Genomic DNA, 22,768 nt, shown 5'->3' on the forward strand with positions numbered 1-22,768 from the left:
GCGCTGAGGCCAGCGCATCCAGCCTGAGCGTCAGTTTTGCCGCATTGATCGGATCGTCGCGCGACGGCGGCGGCGGCAGGGGGATGCGTGGCGCGTCGTCGTCGAGCGACCGGATGCGCGGCACGGCGTGCGCCGGCACATATTTGCGGCGGATGCGGAACGGATATTTCAGTGCATCGAGCAGCGAAAGGTTTTGTCCACGCGGCCTGGCGGCGCGCCGTTCGGCGACTTTCCGTTCGGCTTCATAGCGGGCAAAGTCTGCCTTCGACAGGTTGACGGCAAGGCCGAGGCGGCGCATGGCGGCCACCGTGTCGGCAATCTTCGGCTTGAGCTTTCGCGGGCGAAACGGCGGCAGCGTCACCACGATGCCTTGCGCCGTTGCGATGATCAGCCGCCGGGCGGCGGATTCGGCCGGGCGCAGCAGCAGAAGAATGGCGCGGTAGAGGTGGCGGGGCAGGCAGAGCGCCGCCGGTGGCTTGTTTCTCCCTGGCTTTCCGGCCCGTCCCAATCTCGGAGCGACAGCGGCTTCGCCAAGCACCAGCGACAGCGGCCTGCCGAAACCCATCTCGGCCATGCCGACAAGCATCAACAGAATGTGCTTCAGCGCCTGCCGGTATCGCTCGATTGTCGTACTCGCGTCTCCAAACTCCAATGCCGCCTCCTCCGGACAAGGCCGGCATCCAATATGGAACATATAGGGAACAAACGCAAGTATCCTAAGAAAATAATCCTCACAACAGCGGAAAGGCGAAGCGGCCATCACGTTCTCAGCGCAACACATTGAAAAGGTTTGATTTCCGAGAAGTGGCAGCCCGCTTCCCGGGCCGGGCGCGAGGCCGTTCGAAAACAATGTCATGCTTGTAAAACCGAGCGGAAACAGAGAGTTGGCCGCTACCTTCGTCGATTCCTGCGCAACAAGCATGACCACAGGGGCGACAAGGTCGACAAAACGGCGAGCGGCCACCTGCTTGACTTGCACCTGTCAGCATGGATGCTCGTCGCTTCCAGAAAGCCACCGTCCCGAGCAGACCGCCTGCCTATGCTGAAGAATTCCGAAGCAATCGATTCCGCCGACGCGCACTTCCATCCGGGCGACGAGGCAATGCTGTCCTCGTTGCAGCGCGACACTTTTGATTATTTCGTCAAGGAGACCAATCCGGAAAACGGGCTCGTCGCCGACCGCGACCACGAAGGCGCGCCCGCCAGCATCGCTGCTGTCGGCATGGCGCTGACGGCCTATCCCGTCGGTGTAGCCCGCGGCTACCTCAGCCGCGCCGAAGCGCGCGCCCGCACGCTGACGACGCTGCGTTTCTTCTGGCAACTGCCGCAAGGCACGCGCGAGGATTGCAGCGGCCATCGCGGTTTCTTCTACCATTTCCTCGACATGCATACCGCCCGGCGGGTCTGGAACTGCGAGTTGTCGACCATTGATACGGCGATCCTGATCGCCGGCGCGCTGACCGCCGCTTGCTATTTCGACGAGCCCGACGGGGAGGAGACGGAGATACGCGAGCTTGCCGACGCGCTCTACCGGCGTGTCGACTGGCGTTGGGCGGAAAATGGCGGCGAGACCGTCGCGCTCGGCTGGAAACCGCGCAGCCGCTTCCTGAAATATCGCTGGCACGGCTATGACGAGTCCATCATCATGCATGTGCTGGGCCTGGCCTCGCCCACGCATCCGCTGTCGCTTCACGCCTACCATGCCTATCTCAGAAGTTTTCGCTGGCGCACGGTCGAGGACCAGCAGTATCTGCACGCCGATCCCCTGTTCATCCATCAGCTCTCGCATATCTGGATCGACTTTCGCGGCATCCAGGACGATTTCATGCGCGGGCACGGCATCGATTATTTCGAGAACAGCCGCCGCGCCACCTATGCGCAGCGCGCCTATGCCATCCGCAATCCCAACGGTTTTGTCGGCTACGGCGAGAACTGCTGGGGCATAACGGCGAGCGACGGTCCCGGACCGGCGCAAAGGCGCATCCACGGGGTCCGGCGGCGCTTCTACGATTATCTGGCGCGCGGCATTCCGGACGGACCCGACGACGGCACGCTGTCGCCCTGGGCGGCCGCCACCTCGCTGCCCTTCGCGCCAGAGATCGTGCTTCCGGCGCTGCGCCATTTCCACGATATCGGCCTGCGCGCCGCATGCCCCTATGGTTTCACCTCCAGCTTCAATCCCACCTTCGGCGTCGGCTGCGGCCATCGGGCGGGATGGATCGCGCCGGAAACCATCGCCATCAACCAGGGGCCGATGGCGCTGATGATCGAGAATTATCGCTCCGACTTCCTGTGGACGCTGATGCGGCGCTGCAAGCCGATCGTCGACGGTCTTCGAATCGCCGGTTTTTCTGGCGGCTGGCTGGATGACGGGAGCGGTAGCTGAAGGAGACCGGCGCGGGGCCAGGTCTATGGCTGGCATTCGGCGACGAGCGCCTTCGCACGGCAACGCGCCGTCACTTGCCTCCGATCAGCCGCGACGGATTGCCGGCGACCGTCGCGCCGTCGGGTACGTCGCGGGTGACGACCGAGCCGGCGCCGACGATGGCGTTTGCGCCGATGCGCACGCCGCCGAGGATGATCGCGCCGCCACCGATCCAGGCATTCTCGCCGATCTCCACCGGCCGGGCGATCTCCAGCCCGGCGCGCCGCTCGGCAGCGCCCTTGTGGTGTTCGGCGCAGTAGATCTGCACCGAAGGGCCGATCAGCGTGCCGGAGCCGATGCTGACGGGCGCGGTGTCGAGGATGACGCAGCCGGCATTGAGGAAGACGCCGTCGCCGAGTGTAATGTTGAAGCCATAGGCGCAGTGGAACGGCGCCTCGATGCGGGCGCCCTCGCCTGCTTTCAGCAGCCTTGCCAGCGCCGGGCCGATGTCGCCGCGACCGCGCGGCGGCAGGCAATTGTGCTCGAACACGGCGTCGCGGGCGATCACCCGCAACGCCTCCAGTTCGGGATCGAGGCAGACATACCACGCGCCCGCCGCCATTTTTTCGCGTTCGCTCGGCGCCATGCGCGTCATCCGATGGCGATTGCCGGCGCTTACGGCATCAACTGCCCGCCATTGACCTCGATCACCTGGCCGCTGACGTAGCCGCTGAGCAGGGCTGACGACAGGAAGAGATAAGCGCCGACGCAGTCCTCCGCTGTGCCGGCGCGACCCTGCGGAATGCCGGCGATGCCGGCCTTGATCTGTTCGGCCGTCGAATAGCGCTCGTGGAACGGCGTCAGGATCAGGCCGGGCGCCACGGCGTTGACGCGGATGTCGTGGCCGATAAGCTCCTTGGCCATGCCGCGGGTGACGTTCGACACGAAGGCCTTTGCCGAGCCGTAGATGCCGGCGCCGGGGCCGGCGCCGTTGCGGGCGGCGACCGACGAGGTGTTGACGATGAAGCCACCCCGTTTCTTCAGCCACGGGATCGCCGCGCGCGTCGCGGTGACCACCGAGCGGGCGTTGAGGTCCATGACCTTATCGTATTGCTCGTCCGTCATCTCGGAAAAAGGCACGCGGCCGAGCATGCCGCCAGCATTGTTGACCAGTCCGTCGAGCTGGCCGAACTGCGCCGCCGTGTCCTCGACCACCCGGATGACGTCGGCGGAGACGGAAAAGTCGCCCCGCACCGGAAAGACGTTGCCGCCGCCATCGTTGAACCGCGCGGCGAGCGCCAGCGCGACGTCGTGGCTGGCATTGTAGTGCAGGCCGACGCGGCAGCCCTGCGCGACATAGGCCTCGACCAGCGCCGCGCCGATGCCGGTCGAGCCGCCGGTGACGAGCACGACCTTGCCGGCGAGATCGGGTATCATGAGGCGGGAGGGGGAAGCGGCCATTGGAAAAATCCTGTGCTGGTGAGGAGCCGGTTTCGCCGGAAAGACCGTGCGGAAAACCTGTCTATTTCGCGTCGATGAAATCGCGCACGGCCTTGTTGTAACCCTCCGGGTCCTGGAGCATGGCGAAATGGCTGGCGTTTTCGAGGATCACCAGCTTGGCGCCGGGGATCATCGACGCGATGTCTTCCGAGTGCCCGCGCACGATTGCCTCGTCATGGTCGCCGATGACACTCGTGGTCGGCACCTTGATTCTGGCGAGTTGTTGCCTGGTCCATGATGGCTGCGTTGCCCACATGTGACCCATCTGTTCGACAAAAGCCTCGTATTCGTCAGGCGTCTTCGACAGCCGTCTGTAGTCATCGCCGCTGCGCACGATATAGGCGGCGAAGGTCCGGTTCTGGTCGACGCACGGGCTGATCCCGTCCGTGGTCACATTGGCGGCATGCGCGAACAGTTTGGTAAGCCGTTCCGGATGGTTGATGGCGATGTCGATGCCGATGATGCCGCCATCGCTCCAGCCAACCAGCGCGGTCTTGTCGACCTTGAGATGGTCGAGCAACGCAAGATAATCGGACATCATGAGGTCGTAGCCGAACGGCTCGGCGTTGCGCGTCGAGCGGCCGTGCCCGCGGCTGTCCGGAACGATCACCTTGTGGTCTCTGGCGAGATCGACGATCTGCGCCGACCAGATGTCGCCGTGCCCCAGGCCGCCATGGATGAGCAGGACCGGCTCGCCGGAGCCGAACACCTGGTAAAACATCTGAATGCCGTTGACGTCAGCATAGCCGCTCTCCGCTGGCTTCGGCATGGGCGCGGGTTCGGGCAGGGTCTGCCAGCGCTCCTCGGCGAGCGCGGGACCAGCAAAGACCAAAATCATGGCAAGGGCGAGCGCTTTCAGAGCGGCGTACATTGCTGTCCTCCTGGGCAGGAGCCGATCAACCGACTTTCCGGCAACTTTGTCAACGCGAGACCGCCGCCGCCCTGTCCTTCGAATGCAGACCTAGCCGGAGATCGCCTGCCGCGCCTGCTCCTCCAGCCAGGCCACCATCTTGCGATACGGCACCGGCCCGTGGCTGATACGCGCCACGCCGAGTTCCGCCAGCCGCTGGCGCGGCGGCACATGCGCGAGCGCGATGATGTTCACCGGCAGCGCGACCTCCTTGCACAATTTTTCGATCAGGCGCTCGTCGCCAAGGCCGGGTGCGAAGAACCCGCTGGCGCCCGCCTGCTCATAGGCGCGGGCGCGCTCGATCGCCCGGTCCAGCAGTTCGGTACTATGCTCGTCAGGCTTGGCCTTCAGGAAAATATCGGTGCGGGCATTGATGAAAGCCGGAGTGCCGGCCGCCTCGATCGCCTGCCTGATCGCGGCGATCCGCTTCACCTGGACGCCTATGTCGTGGAGGCCGCTGCCGCCGACGATCTGGTCCTCGAAGTTGAAGCCGATCGCACCGGCCTCCAGCGCCCGCACCGCCGTCGCCGCGACGGCCGCGGGCTCGACGCCGTAGCCGCCTTCCAGATCCATGGTGACCGGCAGGTCGACGGCAGCAGCGATGCGCCGAATATTGTCGAGCGCGAGATCCAGCGGAATTTTTTCGCCGTCGGCAAAGCCGAAGGCGGCGGCCACCGGCCAGCTTCCTGTGGCAATGGCTTTCGCGCCGGCCTTGGCTACCGCCTGCGCGCTGCCCGGGTCCCAGGCGTTGTAGAGCACGACCGGGTCGCCTTTGACATGCAGGGATTGGAAGGTGCGGGCGTGCTGAGTTTGATCGGTCATGGCGGGTCTCGGGTTGATTGGACGGAGCGTCGCGAGATTTTCGAGGGACACGATCAATCGACGTTCCGGCTCCCTTGTCAACGCACTGGAAGCCTCGCGGAACTGGGCCAGATCAGCGAGACATCACAGGTGCAGGGAAGCGTCATCAAACCGTCATCGATCCTTCATCCCGCTGCAACACGCGTTGCGCAAAGCAGGCATGGATTTCAGATGAAGGAGAGGGTCCCATGTCCAGAAAATCGCGCCTGCTTGCGCTGACCGCAACGCTGCTTGCTTCCGCCGCTCTGCCCGCTCACGCCGACATGATGTTCAACCGCGTCGCCACCTTCGCGGTCGCCGAAAACCTGCCGGAGGCGGAGCGCGCCTCGCCGACGTCGTCCGAGATCATCTCGGCAAGCGAGGACGGCAACACGCTGGTCTATTCCGACAGCCCGCATGGCGGCGTTGGCATCATCGACATCACCGACCCGAAGGCGCCGAAGGCCGGCGGGTATGTCAAGGTCGAGGGCGAGCCGACCTCCGTCTTGATCGAAAACGGCAAGATCCTGGCCGCGGTCAACACCTCCAAGTCGAAGGCGGATCCCTCCGGCAACCTGTCGGTCATCGATCTCGCCGGCAAGACGGTCGAGGCTACCTGCGACCTCGGCGGCCAGCCGGATTCGGTCGCCGTCAGCAAGGACAAGGCCTGGCTCGCCATCGCCATCGAGAATGAGCGCGACGAGGACGTCAACGACGGCGCGATCCCGCAGATGCCCGCCGGCAATCTGAAGATCCTGTCGCTGAAGGACGGCGTGCCGGATTGCGCTGGTATGAAGACGGTCGACCTGACCGGCATCGCCGAAGTCGCGCCGGAAGATCCGGAGCCGGAGTTCGTCGCCTTCAACGAGGCCGGCGAGATCGCGGTGACGCTGCAGGAGAACAACCACATCGCCATCGTCGACGCGGCGACCGGCAAGATTCTCAAGCATTTCTCGGCCGGCTCGGTCGAACTCGACAAGGTCGACACCAAAAAGGACGGCGCCTTCTCCTTCGACGGCAAGGTCAAGTCGACGCCGCGCGAGCCCGATGCGGTGAAGTGGCTGGACAACGACCGCTTCGTCGTCGCCAACGAGGGCGACTACAAGGGCGGCACGCGCGGCTTCACCATCTTCAACAAGGGCGGCGAGGTCGTCTACGAATCCGGCCCGGCTTTCGAATACGAAGTGGCCAGGGTCGGCCACTATCCCGAACATCGCAACAAGAAGGGCAACGAGCCGGAAGGTCTTGAGGCGGCAAGCTTCGGCAATGAAAAACTGTTCTTCGTCGCCTCCGAGCGCGGCTCGCTGGTCGGCGTCTACAAGGACACCGGCGCGGTGCCGGAATTCGTGCAGGTGCTGCCGTCCGGCATCGGTCCGGAGGGCCTAGTCGCCATCCCCGCGCGCAACCTTCTGGTCACCGCCAACGAAACCGATCTCGGCGAGGATGGGCTGGCCCGATCGCACGTCATGATCTACGAGCGCACTGAGGCTCCCGCCGCCTATCCGATGATTGCCGCGGCACCGAAGGAAGACGGCACGCCGCTCGGCTGGGGCGCGCTCTCCGGCCTTGCCGCCGATCCGACCGCCGCCGGCAAACTCTACGCGGTGTCGGATTCGGTCTACACCGGCGCGCCGACCATCTTCACCATCGACACCACGCAGACGCCGGCGCTGATCACCGGCAAGACCATCGTGACGCGCGCCGGCCATCCGGCCCAGAAGCTGGACCTCGAAGGCCTCGTCGCCGACGGTGCAGGCGGCTTCTGGCTGGCCAATGAGGGCGACGCTGCCAAGCTGACGCCGCATGCCGTACTGCATGTCGACGAAAAGGGCGCGATCGACAAGGAGATCGCTTTCCCGGCAGCACTTCTCGCCGGCGAGACCCGCTTCGGCCTCGAAGGCATCACTACGATCGGTTCCGGCGACGACCTGACGCTGGTCATGGCCGTGCAGCGCGAGTGGAAGGACGACCCGAAGGGCCAGACAAAACTGCTGGCCTACAAGCCAAAGGCCAAGGAATGGTCCGCCGTGCGTTATCCGCTCGACGCCACCGAAGCCGGCTGGATGGGCCTGTCCGAGATCACCGCCTACGACGGAAAACTCTACTTGATCGAGCGCGACAATCTGATCGGCGGCGCGGCGAAGGCCAAGAACCTCTATTCGGTCTCGCTCGACGCGTTCAAGCCGGTTGCGCTCGACGGCACGCTGCCGGTGGTCGAGAAGACCAAGGTGCGCGACCTGATCCCCGACCTGAAGGTCGCGACCAACGGCTATGTCGTCGACAAGGTCGAGGGTTTCACCATCGACGCGGCCGGCAACGCCTTCGTCGTCACCGACAATGACGGCGTCGACGATTCTTCAGGCGAGACGCTGTTCCTGCGCCTCGGCAACATCGCCGCGGTGAACTGATCGCGTTTGGAGGGCGGCGGTTTTGGCCGCCGCCCTCCCCTTCACTATTACCGGCTGGCCCAGCCGATCGCGAGGCGCTGCCGTTGCGAGCCTCCGCCGGACCAGCCATTGTCACCCAACTTCATCGGGTGACATCATGCAAAAGACCATCGAAACCATCGCCGGTGACACCGAGGGCGCCACCTACAGCTTTCCCGTCTTTCGTTTCGAAGGTACGGACCCTCATGCGCCGAAAGCCTACCTGCAAGCCGCCCTGCATGCCGGCGAACTGCCGGGAACCGTCGCCATCGACGCGCTGATGCCGAAGCTGCGGCAGGCGGAAGCCGAGGGCCGCATCCGCGGTCCGATCACGCTCGTGCCGCACGCCAATCCGGTCGGCCGGGCGCAATATCACTTCGGCGCCGTTCAGGGCCGCTTCCACCTCGGCACGCGTACCAATTTCAACCGCGATTTTCCGCTGCTGGAAAGGCCGGATGCCTCGACACTGCGGGACGAGGGCGTGACCGTCGACCAGCGCCTGAAACATCGCCTGCTGAACCTGTCGATGGGCCACGAGATCGTGCTCGACCTGCACTGCGACGACGAGGGCGTCGCCTATCTCTACTTGCCGAAGGCGCTGTGGCCGGGCATGGAAGATTGCGCGGCGGCGATGGGCGTGGCCGCCGTGATCCTGTGGGAAGGATCGTCCGGAGCGTCCTTTGACGAGGCCTCGCTGCATCCTTATCTCCAGATGCCGGCGGATGAAGCCGGATTGACGCGGCGCGCGGTGACAACAGTCGAATATCGTGGCCTGCTGGATGTCGACCGCTCCCTGGCGCACTCCGACGCCGACGGGCTCTACCGCCTGCTGGTGGCGCGCGGCGTGATCGAGGACGAGGCACTGCCGCGCGTCGATTCTTTCGCCGGCCTCGTCGCGCCGATCGAGAACATCGAGATGGTCTCCGCGCCGCGCGCAGGGGCGATTCTGTTCGACGTCAAGCCTGGTGACCACGTCAACAGAGGCGACCGGCTGGCGACCATCGTACATGCGGCAGGCGAGGAAGGCGGCTCGACCGACGTTTTCGCCCCGCAGGCGGGCTATATCCTGACCCGCGTCTTTCGCCGCTCGACCTATGCCGGCGACGATCTGGTGAAACTTGTCGGCGACGCGCCAAGCGCTAGCGCCCGGCAAGGCGCGCTGGAGGATTGAGGATGCGTGGTCGACGGGGGCTCAAAGCGCCGCCGCATATTGCATGTGGCGGCCCTTGCCTGAGCGCTTGACCACGTAAAGCGCGTGGTCGGAGTGGGCCAGCAAGGCGTCCGGCGTCATGCCGTCCTGCGGCGCAAAGGCGCTGCCGACGCTGGTGCCGACCTCAGCCAGGTCCCCGGATCTGAGTTGGAACGGCAGCGACAGTTTCTCGATCAGCCGTCGTGCAACATAGTCCGCCTCCTCGAACGAGGCCTCGGGCATGACCACCACAAACTCGTCGCCTCCCGGACGGAACACCTGGTCGCGCGGGCGGATGCCGCGCTGCAGCCGGTCGGCGACCATGGTCAGCAGCGAATCCCCCATCGCATGCCCGTGCTGGTCGTTGACTGCCTTGAACCCGTCAAGGTCGATGCTCAGCACCGCGAAATTTTGCTGCCTGTGCAGGCCCGTCGCCGAAAGCGCCGCGCAATGTGCGCCCAGGGCCTCGTTCAGAGCCGCGCGGTTTGGCAGGCCGGTGAGCGGGTCCGTGCGGGCAAGCTGGCGATTGCGCAATTCGGCACGCACCAGGCGGACATGGCTCTCGTAGTTGCGCACGATGATGATGACGATGCCGGCAATGTGCAGCGGAAACTGCAGGCCGGCCAGGAAGGCGCCGGGAACCGGCGAGAAGATGGTTGAGACGGCAAACGGCAAGCTGACCAAGGCTATCGCCAGCACCGCATAGCGCGGCGTCGCCGCGTTGCGCGAGGAAATAGCGCCGATAACGGCCGCCACATTGACACCGGCCAGCAGCAACAGGCCGGCATGCCCGCTCATGACACAGGCGGCGCAGCCGGCTCCAAGCAGCAGACACCAGGCGGCACCTCCCAGCATAAGACCGCGAACCGGCGGCGGCAGGCGGGCGGCCTTCGCCTTCTCACACAGGTCGATGGTGCGTAGCCGGAACACCAGCAGCAACAAATCGGCAACAAGCCAGAACCATGGCCACATCTTGCCGGTGAGCACGGCTGCCGACACGGTGAGCATCACGACGCTCAGCGTGCCGAACAGGATGAAGGCCTTGCGGTCGCAGAGAGTATCGAGCAGGCGCGCGCGCACCTTCGCGCTTTCGCGCGTCGGCGCAGAGGACAGCCAGTCGAAAGCCGCGGGTACGAGTTGCGCCACGCGCGGCTGGAAGTCACGAATGCTCATCGGCCGTATCCGACCCCAAGCCCCCGCCTCACCTAGTGTGACCGAACCGTTAAGTTTGCTTTAGCTGCATCACGAAATATCGATGCAAACCGGCGATTTGGCCAGTCACACTGGGGTCGAACGGCCCGAACGGGCGGCTTGGGCGCGGCTGCTTCCGCCGACCGGAATCCGCTTGCCCCGTCCCCCATTCGCCGCTATGGAGTCGCTCATGTGCATGGTTTCGATCAAGACCATTTGGTGGTGGGCTAGCTGACAGCGGCCTGCCGAGACGCGTGCGCGTGAAAGAGGGAGTGGCCGCAGGAGAAGTCCGGGCGGCCATTTGTTTTTGATGCCTATCCGGACCTCGGCGCGGCGAACGGATGGAGAAGAAAATGTCGGTCGAGATCCTCGACAACGGTGCCGAGAAATTCGTGACGTCGGGCGGGATAACCATCGTCCGGCAACGCCATGATACGCCCTACAAGGGCGCGATAGAAGCTTACGTCGACGGCCTGAACAGCCGGCGCGGCGCGGTGTTCTCGTCGAACTACGAATATCCGGGCCGCTACACGCGCTGGGACACGGCGGTGATCGATCCGCCGCTGGTTATCTCGGCGCGCGGCCGCTCGATGCGCATCGAGGCGCTGAACAGCCGCGGCGAGGTGTTGCTGCCCATCATTGCGCGCACGCTGCTGCCGCTGAAGGACGTGACGCTGACCCAGACGACGGAGCGCCGCCTGGCGTTGAAGATCGCCGAGCCCGGACGCGTCTTCACCGAGGAGGAGCGTTCGCGCGTGCCCTCGGTGTTCACGGTGCTGCGCGCCGTCACCGCTTTGTTCCACACCGATCAGGACTCCAACCTCGGCCTCTACGGCGCCTTCGGCTACGACCTTGCCTTCCAGTTCGACCCGGTCGATCTCTCCCTGAAAAGAGCGGAGAGCCAGCGCGACCTCGTGCTCTATCTCCCCGACGAAATCCTCGTCGTCGACCATCACTCGGCCAAGGCGTGGCACGACCGCTATGACTATTCCGGCAGCGGTTTCGATACCGTCGGCCTGCCGCGCGACAGCGAGGCCGAGCCGTTCAGGACGGCCGACCGTATCCCGCCCCGCGCCGATCACGAGCCCGGCGAATATGCCGAGTTGGTGAAGAAAGCGATGGAGAGTTTTAGGCGTGGCGACCTGTTCGAGGTCGTGCCCGGCCAGATGTTCTACGAACGCTGCGAATCCCTGCCATCCGACATTTCGCGGCGGCTGAAGCTGATCAACCCCTCGCCCTATTCCTTCTTCATCAACCTCGGCGAGAACGAGTTTCTGATCGGCGCCTCGCCGGAAATGTTCGTGCGGGTCAACGGCCGGCGCGTCGAGACCTGCCCGATCTCCGGCACGATCAAGCGCGGCGAGGACGCCATCTCGGATAGCGAGCAGATTTTGAAACTGCTCAATTCCAAGAAGGACGAATCCGAGCTGACCATGTGCTCGGACGTCGACCGCAACGACAAGAGCCGCGTCTGCGAGCCGGGCTCGGTGCGCGTCATCGGCCGGCGCCAGATCGAGATGTATTCGCGCCTCATCCACACGGTCGACCACATCGAGGGCCGGCTGCGCGAAGGCATGGACGCCTTCGACGCCTTTTTGAGCCACGCCTGGGCCGTCACCGTCACCGGCGCGCCGAAATTGTGGGCGATGCGTTTCATCGAGAAGCACGAAAAAAGCCCGCGCGCCTGGTATGGCGGGGCGATCGGCATGGTGCATTTCAACGGCGACATGAACACCGGCCTGACGCTCAGGACCATCCGCATCAAGGACGGCATCGCCGAGGTGCGCGCCGGCGCCACATTGCTGTTCGACAGCGTTCCCGAGGAAGAAGAAGCCGAAACCGAACTGAAGGCCTCCGCCATGATTTCCGCCATCAGAGACGCCAAGGCCGGCAACGCCGCCGCCGGCGACCGTAGCGCCGCCCGCGTCGGCGACGGCGTGAACATATTGCTGGTCGACCACGAGGATTCCTTCGTGCACACGCTGGCGAATTATTTCCGGCAGACCGGCGCCAATGTCTCGACCGTGCGCACACCGGTGGTGGAAGAACTGTTCGACCGGCTGAAGCCCGACCTCGTCGTGCTTTCGCCCGGCCCCGGCACGCCGAAGGATTTCGACTGCGCCGCCACCATCAAGAAGGCGCGCCAGCGCGACCTGCCGATCTTCGGCGTCTGCCTGGGGTTGCAGGCGCTGGCCGAGGCCTATGGCGGCGAACTTCGCCAGCTTCACATCCCCATGCATGGAAAACCGTCGCGCATCCGCGTGTCGAAGCCGGGCGTCATCTTCTCCGGACTGCCCAAGGAAGTGACGGTCGGCCGCTACCACTCGATCTTCGCCGATCCGGTGCGGCTGCCTGATGACTTCATCGTCACCGCCGAGACCGAGGACGGCGTCATCATGGCCTTCGAACACCGCAAGGAACCGATCGCCGCGGTGCAGTTCCATCCGGAATCGATCATGACGCTCGGCCAGAACGCCGGCATGCGCATGATCGAGAATGTCGTCGCGCACCTGCCCCGCAAGGCAAAGGAAAAGGCGGCCTAATTGCCCTCCAAGCAGCGCGTCGCCACCCTCGCCTTCTGGTCGATCATCGTCGCTTTCGGCGTGCTCGGCCTGAAGGCGTTCGCCTTTTTGATCACCGGCTCGGTCGCGCTCTATTCGGACGCGCTGGAATCGATCGTCAACGTGATTGCCTCGGCCGCCGCCTATTGGGCGATCCAGGTGAGCCACAAGCCTGCCGACAGCGACCACCAGCACGGCCACCACAAGGCTGAGTATTTTTCGGCGGTGCTGGAAGGCGTGCTGATCGTGCTTGCCGCGCTGATGATTGTTGCGGCCGCCTGGGAGGCGCTGCTGCGTCCGCAGCCGCTGCAACAGCCGTGGGAGGGCCTTGCCATCAACGGCTTTGCCGCGCTGATCAACGCCGGCTGGGCATGGATTCTGATCCGCACGGGCCGGCAGGACAAGAGCCCGGCGCTCGTCGCGGACGGCCGGCACATCATGACCGACGTCGTGACCTCGCTCGGCGTGATTGCCGGCCTCGTCGGCGTCGTGCTGACCGGCTACAGCATCCTCGACCCGCTGCTGGCGATCCTCGTCGCTCTCAACATCCTCTACCAGGGCTGGCATGTGATCAGCGGCTCGATGAGCGGCCTGATGGACAAGGCGGTGCCGCTGGAAGACAACATGCACATCCGCGACATCATCTCGGCGAATTCCAAGGGAGCGCTGGAGGTCCATGACCTCAAGACACGTACCGCCGGCCGCGCAACCTTCATCGAGTTCCACCTGATCGTCGACGGTGAAATGGCAGTGCGCGAGAGCCACGTCATCTGCGACCGCATCGAGGAAGCGCTGAAGGCAGAAATCCCGTCGGTGCGCGTGCTGATCCATGTCGAGCCGGACGATGAGGCGAAACTACCGCTTGGCACTGCCGCGGTGCCGTTCGCCTGACGGCTTTCGGCGCCAATGCGCCGGATCGAAAAAAGCGCTAAACTTTGACAAGGCGATGTCGGCTCTGAACGCCGTCCTTCGTCCTCGCTCTGTACGAGCGAGGCAATGGCCATCGCTTTCGCGGCCCGACTGGAGACGACGGCCGCTGTCATCGCGCGGAGGAAGTCGACGTGACACAGAAAACCCTTGTGCTGTTGGGAACCAAGAAAGGCGCCTTCATCGCCGAGAGCGACGCGGCGCGGAAGGATTGGATGCTGAGCGGGCCGTTCTGCGAGACCTGGCCGATGAACCATGTCGTCGCCGATCCGCGCACCGGCACGATCTATGCTGGCGGCGGCAATGAATGGTTCGGCCCGGCCGTGTGGAAATCCACCGATTTCGGCAAGAGCTGGACGCATTCCAGCGAAGGGCTCGCCTATGAGGAAGGCAAGGAACCGGTAAAAGCGGTGTGGAGCCTCGCCGCCCACAATGGCAGCCTCTATGCCGGCGTGCAGCCGGCCGGCCTGTTCCGCAGCGAAGACGGCGGTCAGACATGGTCGCATATCGAGGGGCTGCAAAAACATCCGACGCGCGAGCATTGGCAGCCGGGCGGTGCAGGGCTGATCCTGCATTCGCTGGTGGTTCATCCGGAGGACGAGGACAAGATCTGGATCGGCGTGTCGGCGGCGGGCGTCTTCCATACCGCCGACGGCGGCAAGACCTGGGAACCGCGCAACCGCGGCACCCGCGCCGACTTCAACCCCGATGACCAGAGATACCCTGAATTCGGCCAGTGCGTGCACTGCGTGGTGATGGCTCCCGGCGGCGGTGAGCGCTTTTACCAGCAGAACCATTGCGGCATGTATGTCAGCGAGGACGGCGGCAAGGAATGGCAGAGCATCGAGGCCGGCCTTCCCTCGACCTTCGGCTTCCCGGCAGCCGCCCATCCGCGCGATCCCGACACGCTGTTCCTGCTGCCGCTCAACGGCGATTCCGCCGGCCGCTACGTGCCGGACGCCAAGGCGGCGGTGTGGCGCACTCGCGACGCCGGCAAGAGCTGGCAGGACATGCGCGATGGCCTGCCGCAGCACAATGCCTATTTCGGCGTCCTGCGCCAGGCGATGGCGACGGACCGGCACGAGCGGGCCGGCGTCTATTTCGGCACCAGTTCGGGCTCGGTCTATGCCAGCGCCGACGAGGGCGAGAGCTGGATGCCGATCGCCGAGCACCTGCCGACGGTGCTCTCGGTCGAGACGCTGGTCGTCGACCGGTAGGCGGCCTGGGGTAGCGAGATGGACCGCATACGGGAAAGCGCCTGCGTCAGGGTGCGGCTGCCGGGGCCGCTGGTCGACCTGTTTCCCGGCTCGCTGCGGCGCGTCGAGGTCGAGGCGCGCACCGTCCGCGAGATGATCGACGCGCTGAACGAGCGCTGGCCGGGCATGCGCGACCGGCTGTGCGACACCACGCCGGCGATCCGAAAACACATCAACGTCTTTGTCGATGGGGAGCGGGTGAAGCTGGAGACCAAGCTGGAACCGGGCACGGAAGTTTTTGTGCTGACGGCGATCAGCGGGGGGTAGAGAGCCGCAACAAACTTCCGTTGCGGGGCTGACAGCGACGGAAGCGCGGCGCTAGAAGGAAGCCATGGCCTCCCCGCCCGCGCCGTCTCCAGGACCCTTAGCAACACTGCCATCACTGGCGCAGTGGCTGGTGCTGATCATCTTTGCGGCGGCGCTCGGCGGCGCGCTGGATGCGATCGACTTTCCGGCGGCGCTACTGATCGGGCCAATGCTCATTGCCATTGTGGCCGGCACCGGGGGCGCGACCATTCGCGTGCCGCGCCCGGTCTTCGGACTTGGCCAGGCGGTCGTCGGCTGCCTGGTCGCCTCTTCCATCCAGGTCGAAGTCTTTTCCTCCTTCGCCAGCGACTGGCCGATCATCCTGATCTCGGTGCTGTCCACATTGCTGGCCTCCAGCTTCCTCGGCTGGTCGATCAGCCGGCTGCGCATCCTGCCGGGGTCGACCGCCGTCTGGGGCTCGGCGCCTGGCGGCGCTACGGCCATGGTGCTGATGGCCGAAGCTTTCGGCGCCGACGCAAGGCTCGTCGCCTTCATGCAGTATCTCAGGGTGGTGATGGTGACGCTGGCCGCCGCCTTCGTGGCGCGGCTCTGGGTCGACCCGTCGGCGATGGTCGCGCCCGAACGCGCCTGGTTCCCGCCGCTGGACTGGCCGGCGCTGGCCGCAACCCTGCTGGTGGCGGCAGTCGCCGGCAGGATCGGAAAACTGCTGCGCCTGCCCTCGCCCTATTTCATCGGCGCGGCGCTGATCGCGCTCGCGCTGCATCTCGGCGCAGATGTTCCCTTCCAGATTCCCGAATGGCTGAAGGCCGCGAGTTACATCGTGGTGGGCTGTTCCATCGGGCTGAATTTTACGCGGGCCGTCGTATGGAACGCGCTGCGCGTGCTACCGCAGGTCATGCTGTCCATCCTCTTGCTGATGGGTTTTTGCGGGGCCATCGCCTGGCTGCTCAGCCATGAACTCGGCATCGACCCGCTGACCGCCTACCTCGCCACCAGCCCGGGTGGCCTGGATTCGGTCGCCATCATCGCCACCGCCGCAAGCAATGTGAACCTGTCGCTGGTAATGGCCCTGCAATCGGCGCGGCTGATCTTCGTGTTGCTGTTCGGACCGGCGCTGGTGCGCTTCGTCGCCCGCGGCATAAAACCTTAGAACGCCTTGCTGAGCCTGAGGATAGCCAGCATCTGGAAGGGCGAGAGGCGGCGAAAGGCGATATAGACCGGCTCCTCGTCGCCATGGAAACGCCGCTTGAACGCCGCCTGGCCCTCGACGTTGAAGATGCGGCGGTTGATCCAGGGCGAGCGGTAAAAACGCTGCATGGATGAAAGCATGAGGCGGCTTTCCGGAAAACCGCTCTCCTTCATGCCGGCGAGCGGCGACAGGCCGAGCGTGACGAATTTGCGGCCCTCGTCGTGCAGTCGGTCGGCGGCGAATTTGGTCAGGCCGATCTCGGCATGCGAGGTAATGCCCGGCAGCTTGCGCTTGAACGAGGTGGTGTAGCCGGCGAGTTCGCCGTCTTCGACGATCGGATCGAAATCCAGGATGGCGACCGGCTGCTTTTGCGGGTCGAGCAGCATGAAGCGGCGCATGCCCTTTCCGAGCTGCGAGCGGAACGGCCGGTTCAAAAACCGCATCTCGCGGTGGCTGACGATGCGCTGCGCCCGCCATGCATCGGAAAGCTGCTTGATCTCGGCGGCATGGGCGCCGCTGCCGTCGTCCTCGACGATCGAAAAACCGTTCTTGAGCAACCAGCGCTCGGAATAGCGCACCGTCTCGTTGCGGCTGCCGGCGAAAGTTTTGGGCGTCAGCGTCAACCGCGTGTCGATGCCCATGCGGTTGACCTTGTAGCCGAGCCCAGACAGCACGCGGGCGCTGGCTTCGCCAATCTGCACGAAACAGGGATCGCGCGCCTGTTCGACGAACCGTCGGATGAGGTCCGTCCGCTCGGCGGGCGCCGCGACCGGGTCGGCGAGCGCCACCGCGCTGCCCATCTTGCGGCCGAAGGCGATGTAGCCGGAGGCATCGCCGAAATAGGACAGGTCGTCCTGCACCGCCGTCGAGTAGGCGAGCGAAAAATCGCCATGCCGGCCGGCCAGCGCCAGCCGCTCGTCCAACGCCAGCGCGACGGTCGGGATCGACGCCGTGCGGCGCTCCACCAGGGCATCAAAACTTCTTCGCAAAGAGGGCAAGGCTGGGCTCGAACTTTTTCGGAGGCGGCCATGCCGCGCGTGCCGCAGATAGTCCGATAGCGGGCGGACATCAAGCGTCGGTCGGCGGATGCGCTTGTATCACAGTGGGAACATAGTTATCCTGTATTACAAAAGAAAGGAAAAACGATGTCAAATCAAAGAGAGCTTTCCGATCCTGTAACCCTTCGTCTCCCGCGCGACCTGTTGGCGGAGATCGAGGCGATTGCAGAAATCACCGAACGCAGCCGCAGTTGGGTGATGGTTCGCGCCATGAAAGCCTATATGGCATCGGAAGGCAGAGACATCCTGCACGCCGCCGAGGGACAACGACAGATTGCCGAGGGCGATTCTTACGATCTGAACGACGTCCTCGACGAATTGGATTCCGAAGCAAGAAGCAATGCGGCCTGATGAAAGTCGTCATCTCTCGGAGAGTCAGAGACTTTCTGGTGACCGAGAAGGCATATTTACGGCGGCATAGCAACTCGGCCGCAAAGCGCTTAATACTCAGAATGCGGGATGCAGCAAGACTGCTGGCTGATTTTCCGATGGCAGGCGCCGAGCGGTTCCTACCGATCAGAGACCTTCGCCGCCTCGTCGTGGACGACTATGTCCTCGACTATGAGATCAGAGGCACGGAGGTGCATGTCCTGAACATGCGGCACGGCCGCCAAAAAGATCCATATCTGGAGATTGAGCGGGACTTTGATTTCGAGGAGGAGTGATGCGACGCCATAATCGGCAATCTTCATCCCCTTGCCTCCGCCGCCTCGCTCCTGTATCAACCCGCCGATGAACTCGCCCGTGAACAGCGCAGCCAATCGCCGAGACGCCTTTGCGTCGGCGACCTTGCGCGCGCTGTCTTCCGCGATCCTGCTTCTCGGCCTTATCGGCGACCGCCGGGCTCGCTAGAGGAGCGCCCGGCGGTCGTTCGACCGCCGAAGGCGGCGCCTGCTCCTTGCCAGTCGCACTCCAGTCAGCAAACTGTTTTAGACGCTTCGCCGAGCATTGCGCCCGCGCCTGAAGCGGCAGAGAGAAGCAAGATGAACCAGACCACCCGCATCCGCCCCGCGCACGGCATGCCGCAATCGGCGGTGAAATACGAACCCTATCCGCTGGTCGACATGCCCGACCGCACCTGGCCGTCGAAACGCATCGACAAGGCGCCGATCTGGTGCTCCGTCGATCTCCGCGACGGCAACCAGGCGCTGATCGACCCGATGGGCCAGGAGCGCAAGGCGCGCATGTTCCAACTCCTGCTCGACATGGGTTTCAAGGAGATCGAGATCGGTTTCCCCTCCGCCTCGCAGACCGATTTCGACTTCGCCCGCTGGTGCATCGAGGAAGGCAATGTACCGGACGACGTGTCGCTCCAGGTGCTGGTGCAGTGCCGCCCGGAACTGATCACTCGCACCTTCGAAGCCTTGCAGGGCGCAAAGAACCCGATCGTGCACTTCTACAATTCGACCAGCGAGCTGCAGCGCCGCGTCGTCTTCCAGAAGGACGTCGCCGGCATCAAGCAGATCGCCACCGACGCGGCAAAGATGATCACCGACATGGCGGCCAAGGCCGGCGGCGGTTTTCGCTTCCAGTATTCGCCGGAGAGTTTTACGGGCACGGAACTCGAGGTGGCGCTGGAGATCTGCAACGAGGTCACTGAGATCGTCAGGCCGACGGCCGGTAACAAGCTGATCCACAACCTGCCGTCGACCGTCGAGATGTCGACGCCCAACATCTATGCCGACCGCATCGAATGGATGTGCCGCAACCTCGACAACCGCGAAAATATCATCGTCTCGCTGCATCCGCATAACGACCGCGGCACCGGCATCGCCACCACCGAGCTCGGCCTGATGGCCGGAGCCGACCGCGTCGAGGGCACGCTGTTCGGCAATGGCGAGCGCACCGGCAATGTCGACATCGTCACGCTGGCGCTCAACATGTACACGCAGGGCGTGGATCCCGAGCTCGACTGTTCCGACATCACCCGGATGAGGGACGTCTACGAATATTCCAACCAATTGAAGATCGGAGAACGCCACCCCTATGTCGGCGAACTGGTCTACACGGCCTTCTCCGGCTCGCACCAGGACGCCATCAACAAGGGCATGAAGGCGCTGAAGACCGCCAACAAGCCGCTGTGGGAGGTGCCGTACCTGCCGATCGACCCGCAGGACGTCGGCCGCACCTACGAGGCGATCATCCGCATCAACTCGCAGTCGGGCAAGGGCGGCATCGCCTATGTGCTGCAGGCGGACTACGGCCTCAACCTGCCGCGCAACTTGCAGGTCGAGTTCTCGAAGGACATCCAGGCGATCACCGACGCCGAGGGCAAGGAGCTTTCGTCGAAACGCATCTACGAGCGTTTTCGCGAGGTCTATATCGACCAGCCGAGGGGCCGCCTGAAATTCCTCGACCACCAGACCTTTCCGGATACGGCGGCAAAAGGCCGGCGCATCGTCGAGGCGACTATCCTCGACCACGGCAAGGAAATCACGATCAAGGGCAGCGGCAACGGGCCGGTCGACGGTTTTGTCGACGCGCTGTCGCGCCATGTCGGCGTGGAGGTCTCGGTGCGCGACTATTCCGAGCATTCGATCCAGCACGGCTCGAACGCTGCGGCGATCAGCTACGTCGAGATGGAATATCCGGGCGGCGTCATTTTCGGCGCGGGCATCAACACCAACATCGTTGCCGCTTCGCTCGAAGCGGTGGTATCGGCGGTCAACCGTATCGTCGGCGGGAAATAGCGCCCCGCGGCGGGCGGCAAACGCCGCCCACCCGGAAAAAATTGTTCACCGTTCATTTGCCGGCATGACACGCCTCAATGCTGGGCCTTGCCCATGGTTTATGTTAACAACGGGTTAACGGGCCGGAGTCGAACGATGAGTGAAATGGCCGAGAAACAGGCCTCGCTCGCCCAGCAGCGCAAGCTGGCGGAGGCGATCAGCGCGGCCAAGAACGCGGCGGCGGACCGCGAGGACGTGGTGGTCGAACTGCGCGAGGCCACCCTCACCCGGCTGCAACTGCTTGCGGCCGAGCTTGCCCCTGTGTTCGACGAAGTGCCGGCCGACATCGACATTTTTGATTTCGCCATCTCGTCCGGCCTGCAGCCGCGCCTGTGGATCGACGCGGTCAGCCACGTCGCGATGGGGCGCGACCGCCGCACCTACCGCTTCGTCAAGGACACGCGCAACGGCCGCGTCGTGCTGGCCGAATCGGCAAAGCCGGCCGAGGTCGCCGACCGGGTGACGCGCTATGTCGCCGAGCGGATCGTCGAGCGCGAGCATTTGATGGAAGGCGATGTCGCGCCGGCCGTCGAAACCGCCAGAACGCCCGCGCCCGAACCGGCTGCCCGGCCAGTTACCGAGCCTGCGCGTCAACCGGTCGCCAGGCCCATTGCAGGGCCTGCACCCAGGCCGGCGGCCAAACCCGCGCCCAGGCCAGCACCAAGACTTCCGGCCTCCCTGCTGGACGCTCCGGCTCCGGGAAAGATCGCTCCCCCGCGAATAAGCATCTGGCGGCGCCTGCTGTCCGAGCTGTGGATCGTGTTCGCCGGGCTGCTGTTCGGGCTGGTCGCCGCGGTCGTGCTGTTCTGGGACCGGCTGGTCAACCCGATGCAGTAGTTTCCGGCGGCATCGCCTTCTCGAAAGGCGCCGGCGCCTTGCGCGGCGAGCCGAGATCGAGGGTCTCGATGTCGGAAATCATGCCCGGCGCCGTCAGGCCGCGCCTGATCAGGCCGATATGCCAATGGCCGGGCTCGCCGGAAATCTCGAACAGATTGTACTGCGCCGCCGGATGGTGGCCGCCCAGCCCCTGCCCCGCCGCCGCCACGCCGACCACCGGCACCGGCTTTTTGCGCTCGCCGATCCAGAAAAGCGTCGGCAGGTGCGAATGGCCGTGCAGCACGAGGTCCGCGCCGTGCCGGATCACCGTCTGGTGGAAATTGGCGATGCCGAACAGGCGCTTGTGCTGCGGCACGGCGGCGCGCACCGGTGGATGATGGATCATGATCAGCCGGAACAGGTTGCGCCGCCCGGTCTCGTCCAGGATCTTTGCCAGCCGCGCCGCCTGCTCCTCGCGGAAAAACCCGTTGGCCATGAACGGCGCCGTCGCCCGCGCGGTGGAAACGCCGATTAGCGCCACGTTGCCGCGCACCCTGAGATAGGGAAAGCTGAGCCGGCCGAGCGGCCCGTGAAAATTGTCGCCGCGCATCCATGGCGCCCACAGCGCGCAGACCTTGTTGAAAGCGCCCGGCACATAGGCGTCGTGGTTGCCGGGCACGACCGAGACATCCTCCGGCCTGCCCAGCGTCTCCAGCCACAGCCGCGCCAGCTCCAGTTCGGCGTCGAGTGCCAGATTGACGAGGTCGCCGGTGACGGCGAGGTGATCGGCCTTTTCCGCACGAATAGCCTCGACGATCGCGCCCAGCGCGCCCTGGATCAGCAGCTTTCGCCGGTTGCGCCGCCAGTTGACATAGCCCAGCACCCGCTTGGAAGCGAGTTCCCGGTAGGATACAGCGGGCAGCGGCCCCAGATGGACATCGGAAATATGCGCGAGCCTGAGCATCGATCCTACTTACGGTACGGCCACCGCGCTTTCCAGCCTCGGGAATGCCGATGACGCCCGACCGCGACAAAAGGTTCCGCCAGACCGGCTGGCCGGGTTTTCGCGCCATCCTCTTCCACAAATATTTCCTGCTGCGCCGGGCGATGACGGTGGGCGTGCGCGGCATGGTCTTCGACCGCGAGGCCAACGCCATCTTCCTCATCCGCCACACCTATGTGCCCGGCTGGCAGCTTCCGGGCGGCGGCGTCGAACTCGGCGAGACCTGCGAGCAGGCGCTGGGGCGGGAATTTTCCGAGGAAGGCAATATCGTTTTCACCGCCCCGCCGCTGCTGAAATCCATCCACCTGAACCGCGTCAACACCCGCCGCGACCACGTCGCCTTCTACCTGATCGAGAATTTTGCGCAGGATCGCCCGAAACAACCCGACCGCGAGATCGCCGAGGCCGGCTTCTTCGCGCTCGACGCCCTGCCGGAGGCGACCACGCCGGCGACGAAAAGGCGGATTGGCGAGGTGTTTGGAGGGGAGGTGGCGTCGGGGTATTGGTAGGCAGATCGAGGCGCATCCGATGTCGGTGCAAA

21 protein-coding genes are annotated in these 22,768 nt (G+C 64.7%); 13 read left to right on the forward strand and 8 right to left on the reverse strand.

Features of this window, described 5'->3' with window-relative positions:
* Positions 1-652 (reverse strand): hypothetical protein (locus tag ACH196_RS25020; RefSeq protein ID WP_396649643.1); only part of this gene is annotated, 652 nt, incomplete at its 3' end.
* A gap of 387 nt (positions 653-1,039) precedes the next feature.
* On the opposite strand from ACH196_RS25020, the gene ACH196_RS25025 reads away from it, so the two are divergent.
* Positions 1,040-2,386, forward strand: a complete 1,347-nt coding sequence (locus tag ACH196_RS25025) for a glucoamylase family protein (RefSeq protein ID WP_396649644.1) — start codon at positions 1,040-1,042, stop codon at positions 2,384-2,386.
* 70 nt (positions 2,387-2,456) lie between these two features.
* Here ACH196_RS25025 and ACH196_RS25030 read toward each other — a convergent pair whose 3' ends face one another.
* From ACH196_RS25030 to ACH196_RS25045, 4 genes are all read right to left on the reverse strand, one after another.
* Positions 2,457-3,011, reverse strand: coding sequence for a sugar O-acetyltransferase (locus tag ACH196_RS25030; protein WP_396649645.1), 555 nt, complete (start codon positions 3,009-3,011; stop codon positions 2,457-2,459).
* A 29-nt stretch (positions 3,012-3,040) separates the two neighbouring features.
* Entirely contained in the window at positions 3,041-3,826 is a 786-nt protein-coding gene (locus tag ACH196_RS25035) for an SDR family NAD(P)-dependent oxidoreductase (protein ID WP_396649646.1), read from the reverse strand.
* A gap of 61 nt (positions 3,827-3,887) precedes the next feature.
* Positions 3,888-4,736, reverse strand: coding sequence for an alpha/beta fold hydrolase (locus ACH196_RS25040; RefSeq protein WP_396649647.1), 849 nt, complete (start codon positions 4,734-4,736; stop codon positions 3,888-3,890).
* A 90-nt stretch (positions 4,737-4,826) separates the two neighbouring features.
* Positions 4,827-5,597, reverse strand: coding sequence for an isocitrate lyase/phosphoenolpyruvate mutase family protein (locus ACH196_RS25045; protein WP_396649648.1), 771 nt, complete (start codon positions 5,595-5,597; stop codon positions 4,827-4,829).
* Positions 5,598-5,824: 227 nt separating this feature from the next.
* Between ACH196_RS25045 and ACH196_RS25050 the strand changes: the two genes are divergently transcribed.
* Both ACH196_RS25050 and ACH196_RS25055 read left to right on the forward strand, forming a co-directional pair.
* Positions 5,825-8,023, forward strand: a complete 2,199-nt coding sequence (locus ACH196_RS25050; protein WP_396649649.1) for an esterase-like activity of phytase family protein — start codon at positions 5,825-5,827, stop codon at positions 8,021-8,023.
* Positions 8,024-8,159: 136 nt separating this feature from the next.
* The gene (locus ACH196_RS25055; RefSeq protein ID WP_396649650.1) at positions 8,160-9,212 is read left to right on the forward strand and encodes a succinylglutamate desuccinylase/aspartoacylase family protein; all 1,053 of its coding nucleotides are present in this window, start codon (positions 8,160-8,162) and stop codon (positions 9,210-9,212) included.
* Positions 9,213-9,233: 21 nt separating this feature from the next.
* Here ACH196_RS25055 and ACH196_RS25060 read toward each other — a convergent pair whose 3' ends face one another.
* On the reverse strand, positions 9,234-10,403 hold the full coding sequence (locus ACH196_RS25060; RefSeq protein WP_396649651.1) for a diguanylate cyclase domain-containing protein: 1,170 nt from the start codon (positions 10,401-10,403) through the stop codon (positions 9,234-9,236).
* A 371-nt stretch (positions 10,404-10,774) separates the two neighbouring features.
* On the opposite strand from ACH196_RS25060, the gene ACH196_RS25065 reads away from it, so the two are divergent.
* The 5 genes from ACH196_RS25065 to ACH196_RS25085 all read left to right on the forward strand — a co-directional run bounded on the left by ACH196_RS25065 (position 10,775) and on the right by ACH196_RS25085 (position 16,582).
* Positions 10,775-12,964 (forward strand): anthranilate synthase, encoded by a 2,190-nt coding sequence (locus tag ACH196_RS25065; protein WP_396649652.1) that lies wholly within the window; start codon positions 10,775-10,777, stop codon positions 12,962-12,964.
* Positions 12,965-13,873, forward strand: coding sequence for a cation diffusion facilitator family transporter (locus tag ACH196_RS25070; RefSeq protein ID WP_396649653.1), 909 nt, complete (start codon positions 12,965-12,967; stop codon positions 13,871-13,873). It abuts the gene before it with no gap.
* A gap of 170 nt (positions 13,874-14,043) precedes the next feature.
* Positions 14,044-15,126, forward strand: a complete 1,083-nt coding sequence (locus ACH196_RS25075; RefSeq protein ID WP_396649654.1) for a WD40/YVTN/BNR-like repeat-containing protein — start codon at positions 14,044-14,046, stop codon at positions 15,124-15,126.
* 18 nt (positions 15,127-15,144) lie between these two features.
* Positions 15,145-15,432: a MoaD/ThiS family protein gene (locus ACH196_RS25080; RefSeq protein WP_396649655.1), complete on the forward strand. Its 288-nt coding sequence runs from the start codon at positions 15,145-15,147 to the stop codon at positions 15,430-15,432.
* A gap of 64 nt (positions 15,433-15,496) precedes the next feature.
* Positions 15,497-16,582, forward strand: a complete 1,086-nt coding sequence (locus tag ACH196_RS25085) for an AbrB family transcriptional regulator (protein ID WP_396649656.1) — start codon at positions 15,497-15,499, stop codon at positions 16,580-16,582.
* Here the strand turns inward: ACH196_RS25085 and ACH196_RS25090 are convergent.
* The gene (locus ACH196_RS25090; RefSeq protein WP_396649657.1) at positions 16,579-17,619 is read right to left on the reverse strand and encodes a phosphatidylglycerol lysyltransferase domain-containing protein; all 1,041 of its coding nucleotides are present in this window, start codon (positions 17,617-17,619) and stop codon (positions 16,579-16,581) included. The genes ACH196_RS25085 and ACH196_RS25090 overlap by 4 nt on opposite strands.
* A 147-nt stretch (positions 17,620-17,766) precedes the next feature.
* On the opposite strand from ACH196_RS25090, the gene ACH196_RS25095 reads away from it, so the two are divergent.
* From ACH196_RS25095 to ACH196_RS25110, 4 genes are all read left to right on the forward strand, one after another.
* On the forward strand, positions 17,767-18,030 hold the full coding sequence (locus ACH196_RS25095; protein ID WP_396649658.1) for a CopG family ribbon-helix-helix protein: 264 nt from the start codon (positions 17,767-17,769) through the stop codon (positions 18,028-18,030).
* A complete protein-coding gene (locus ACH196_RS25100; RefSeq protein WP_396649659.1) occupies positions 18,030-18,344 on the forward strand; it encodes a type II toxin-antitoxin system RelE/ParE family toxin in 315 nt (104 codons plus the stop codon). The genes ACH196_RS25095 and ACH196_RS25100 overlap by 1 nt, the downstream gene beginning before the upstream one ends.
* Positions 18,345-18,662: 318 nt before the next feature.
* Positions 18,663-20,369, forward strand: coding sequence for a 2-isopropylmalate synthase (gene leuA / locus ACH196_RS25105; protein WP_396649660.1), 1,707 nt, complete (start codon positions 18,663-18,665; stop codon positions 20,367-20,369).
* A gap of 135 nt (positions 20,370-20,504) precedes the next feature.
* Positions 20,505-21,245, forward strand: a complete 741-nt coding sequence (locus ACH196_RS25110) for a hypothetical protein (RefSeq protein ID WP_396649661.1) — start codon at positions 20,505-20,507, stop codon at positions 21,243-21,245.
* On the opposite strand, the gene ACH196_RS25115 is transcribed toward ACH196_RS25110, so the two are convergent.
* The gene (locus ACH196_RS25115; protein WP_396649662.1) at positions 21,229-22,188 is read right to left on the reverse strand and encodes a metallophosphoesterase family protein; all 960 of its coding nucleotides are present in this window, start codon (positions 22,186-22,188) and stop codon (positions 21,229-21,231) included. The genes ACH196_RS25110 and ACH196_RS25115 overlap by 17 nt on opposite strands.
* 50 nt (positions 22,189-22,238) lie before the next feature.
* On the opposite strand from ACH196_RS25115, the gene ACH196_RS25120 reads away from it, so the two are divergent.
* Positions 22,239-22,736, forward strand: a complete 498-nt coding sequence (locus ACH196_RS25120) for an NUDIX domain-containing protein (RefSeq protein WP_396649663.1) — start codon at positions 22,239-22,241, stop codon at positions 22,734-22,736.
* The last annotated feature ends 32 nt before the right edge of the window (positions 22,737-22,768 follow it).

The sequence above is a fragment of the Mesorhizobium sp. IMUNJ 23232 genome, from assembly GCF_044326205.1.
Lineage (GTDB): Bacteria > Pseudomonadota > Alphaproteobacteria > Rhizobiales > Rhizobiaceae > Kumtagia.

What these genes read in the sequence shown, in the direction of transcription:
- ACH196_RS25025 (WP_396649644.1), top strand. Translation starts at nt 1,040, where the DNA reads ATGCTGAAGAATTCCGAAGCAATCGATTCCGCCGACGCGCACTTCCAT.
- ACH196_RS25030 (WP_396649645.1), bottom strand. Translation starts at nt 3,011, where the DNA reads ATGGCGCCGAGCGAACGCGAAAAAATGGCGGCGGGCGCGTGGTATGTC.
- ACH196_RS25035 (WP_396649646.1), bottom strand. Translation starts at nt 3,826, where the DNA reads ATGGCCGCTTCCCCCTCCCGCCTCATGATACCCGATCTCGCCGGCAAG.
- ACH196_RS25040 (WP_396649647.1), bottom strand. Translation starts at nt 4,736, where the DNA reads ATGTACGCCGCTCTGAAAGCGCTCGCCCTTGCCATGATTTTGGTCTTT.
- ACH196_RS25045 (WP_396649648.1), bottom strand. Translation starts at nt 5,597, where the DNA reads ATGACCGATCAAACTCAGCACGCCCGCACCTTCCAATCCCTGCATGTC.
- ACH196_RS25050 (WP_396649649.1), top strand. Translation starts at nt 5,825, where the DNA reads ATGTCCAGAAAATCGCGCCTGCTTGCGCTGACCGCAACGCTGCTTGCT.
- ACH196_RS25055 (WP_396649650.1), top strand. Translation starts at nt 8,160, where the DNA reads ATGCAAAAGACCATCGAAACCATCGCCGGTGACACCGAGGGCGCCACC.
- ACH196_RS25060 (WP_396649651.1), bottom strand. Translation starts at nt 10,403, where the DNA reads ATGAGCATTCGTGACTTCCAGCCGCGCGTGGCGCAACTCGTACCCGCG.
- ACH196_RS25065 (WP_396649652.1), top strand. Translation starts at nt 10,775, where the DNA reads ATGTCGGTCGAGATCCTCGACAACGGTGCCGAGAAATTCGTGACGTCG.
- ACH196_RS25080 (WP_396649655.1), top strand. Translation starts at nt 15,145, where the DNA reads ATGGACCGCATACGGGAAAGCGCCTGCGTCAGGGTGCGGCTGCCGGGG.
- ACH196_RS25085 (WP_396649656.1), top strand. Translation starts at nt 15,497, where the DNA reads ATGGCCTCCCCGCCCGCGCCGTCTCCAGGACCCTTAGCAACACTGCCA.
- ACH196_RS25095 (WP_396649658.1), top strand. Translation starts at nt 17,767, where the DNA reads ATGTCAAATCAAAGAGAGCTTTCCGATCCTGTAACCCTTCGTCTCCCG.
- ACH196_RS25100 (WP_396649659.1), top strand. Translation starts at nt 18,030, where the DNA reads ATGAAAGTCGTCATCTCTCGGAGAGTCAGAGACTTTCTGGTGACCGAG.
- leuA (WP_396649660.1), top strand. Translation starts at nt 18,663, where the DNA reads ATGAACCAGACCACCCGCATCCGCCCCGCGCACGGCATGCCGCAATCG.
- ACH196_RS25110 (WP_396649661.1), top strand. Translation starts at nt 20,505, where the DNA reads ATGAGTGAAATGGCCGAGAAACAGGCCTCGCTCGCCCAGCAGCGCAAG.
- ACH196_RS25115 (WP_396649662.1), bottom strand. Translation starts at nt 22,188, where the DNA reads ATGCTCAGGCTCGCGCATATTTCCGATGTCCATCTGGGGCCGCTGCCC.
- ACH196_RS25120 (WP_396649663.1), top strand. Translation starts at nt 22,239, where the DNA reads ATGACGCCCGACCGCGACAAAAGGTTCCGCCAGACCGGCTGGCCGGGT.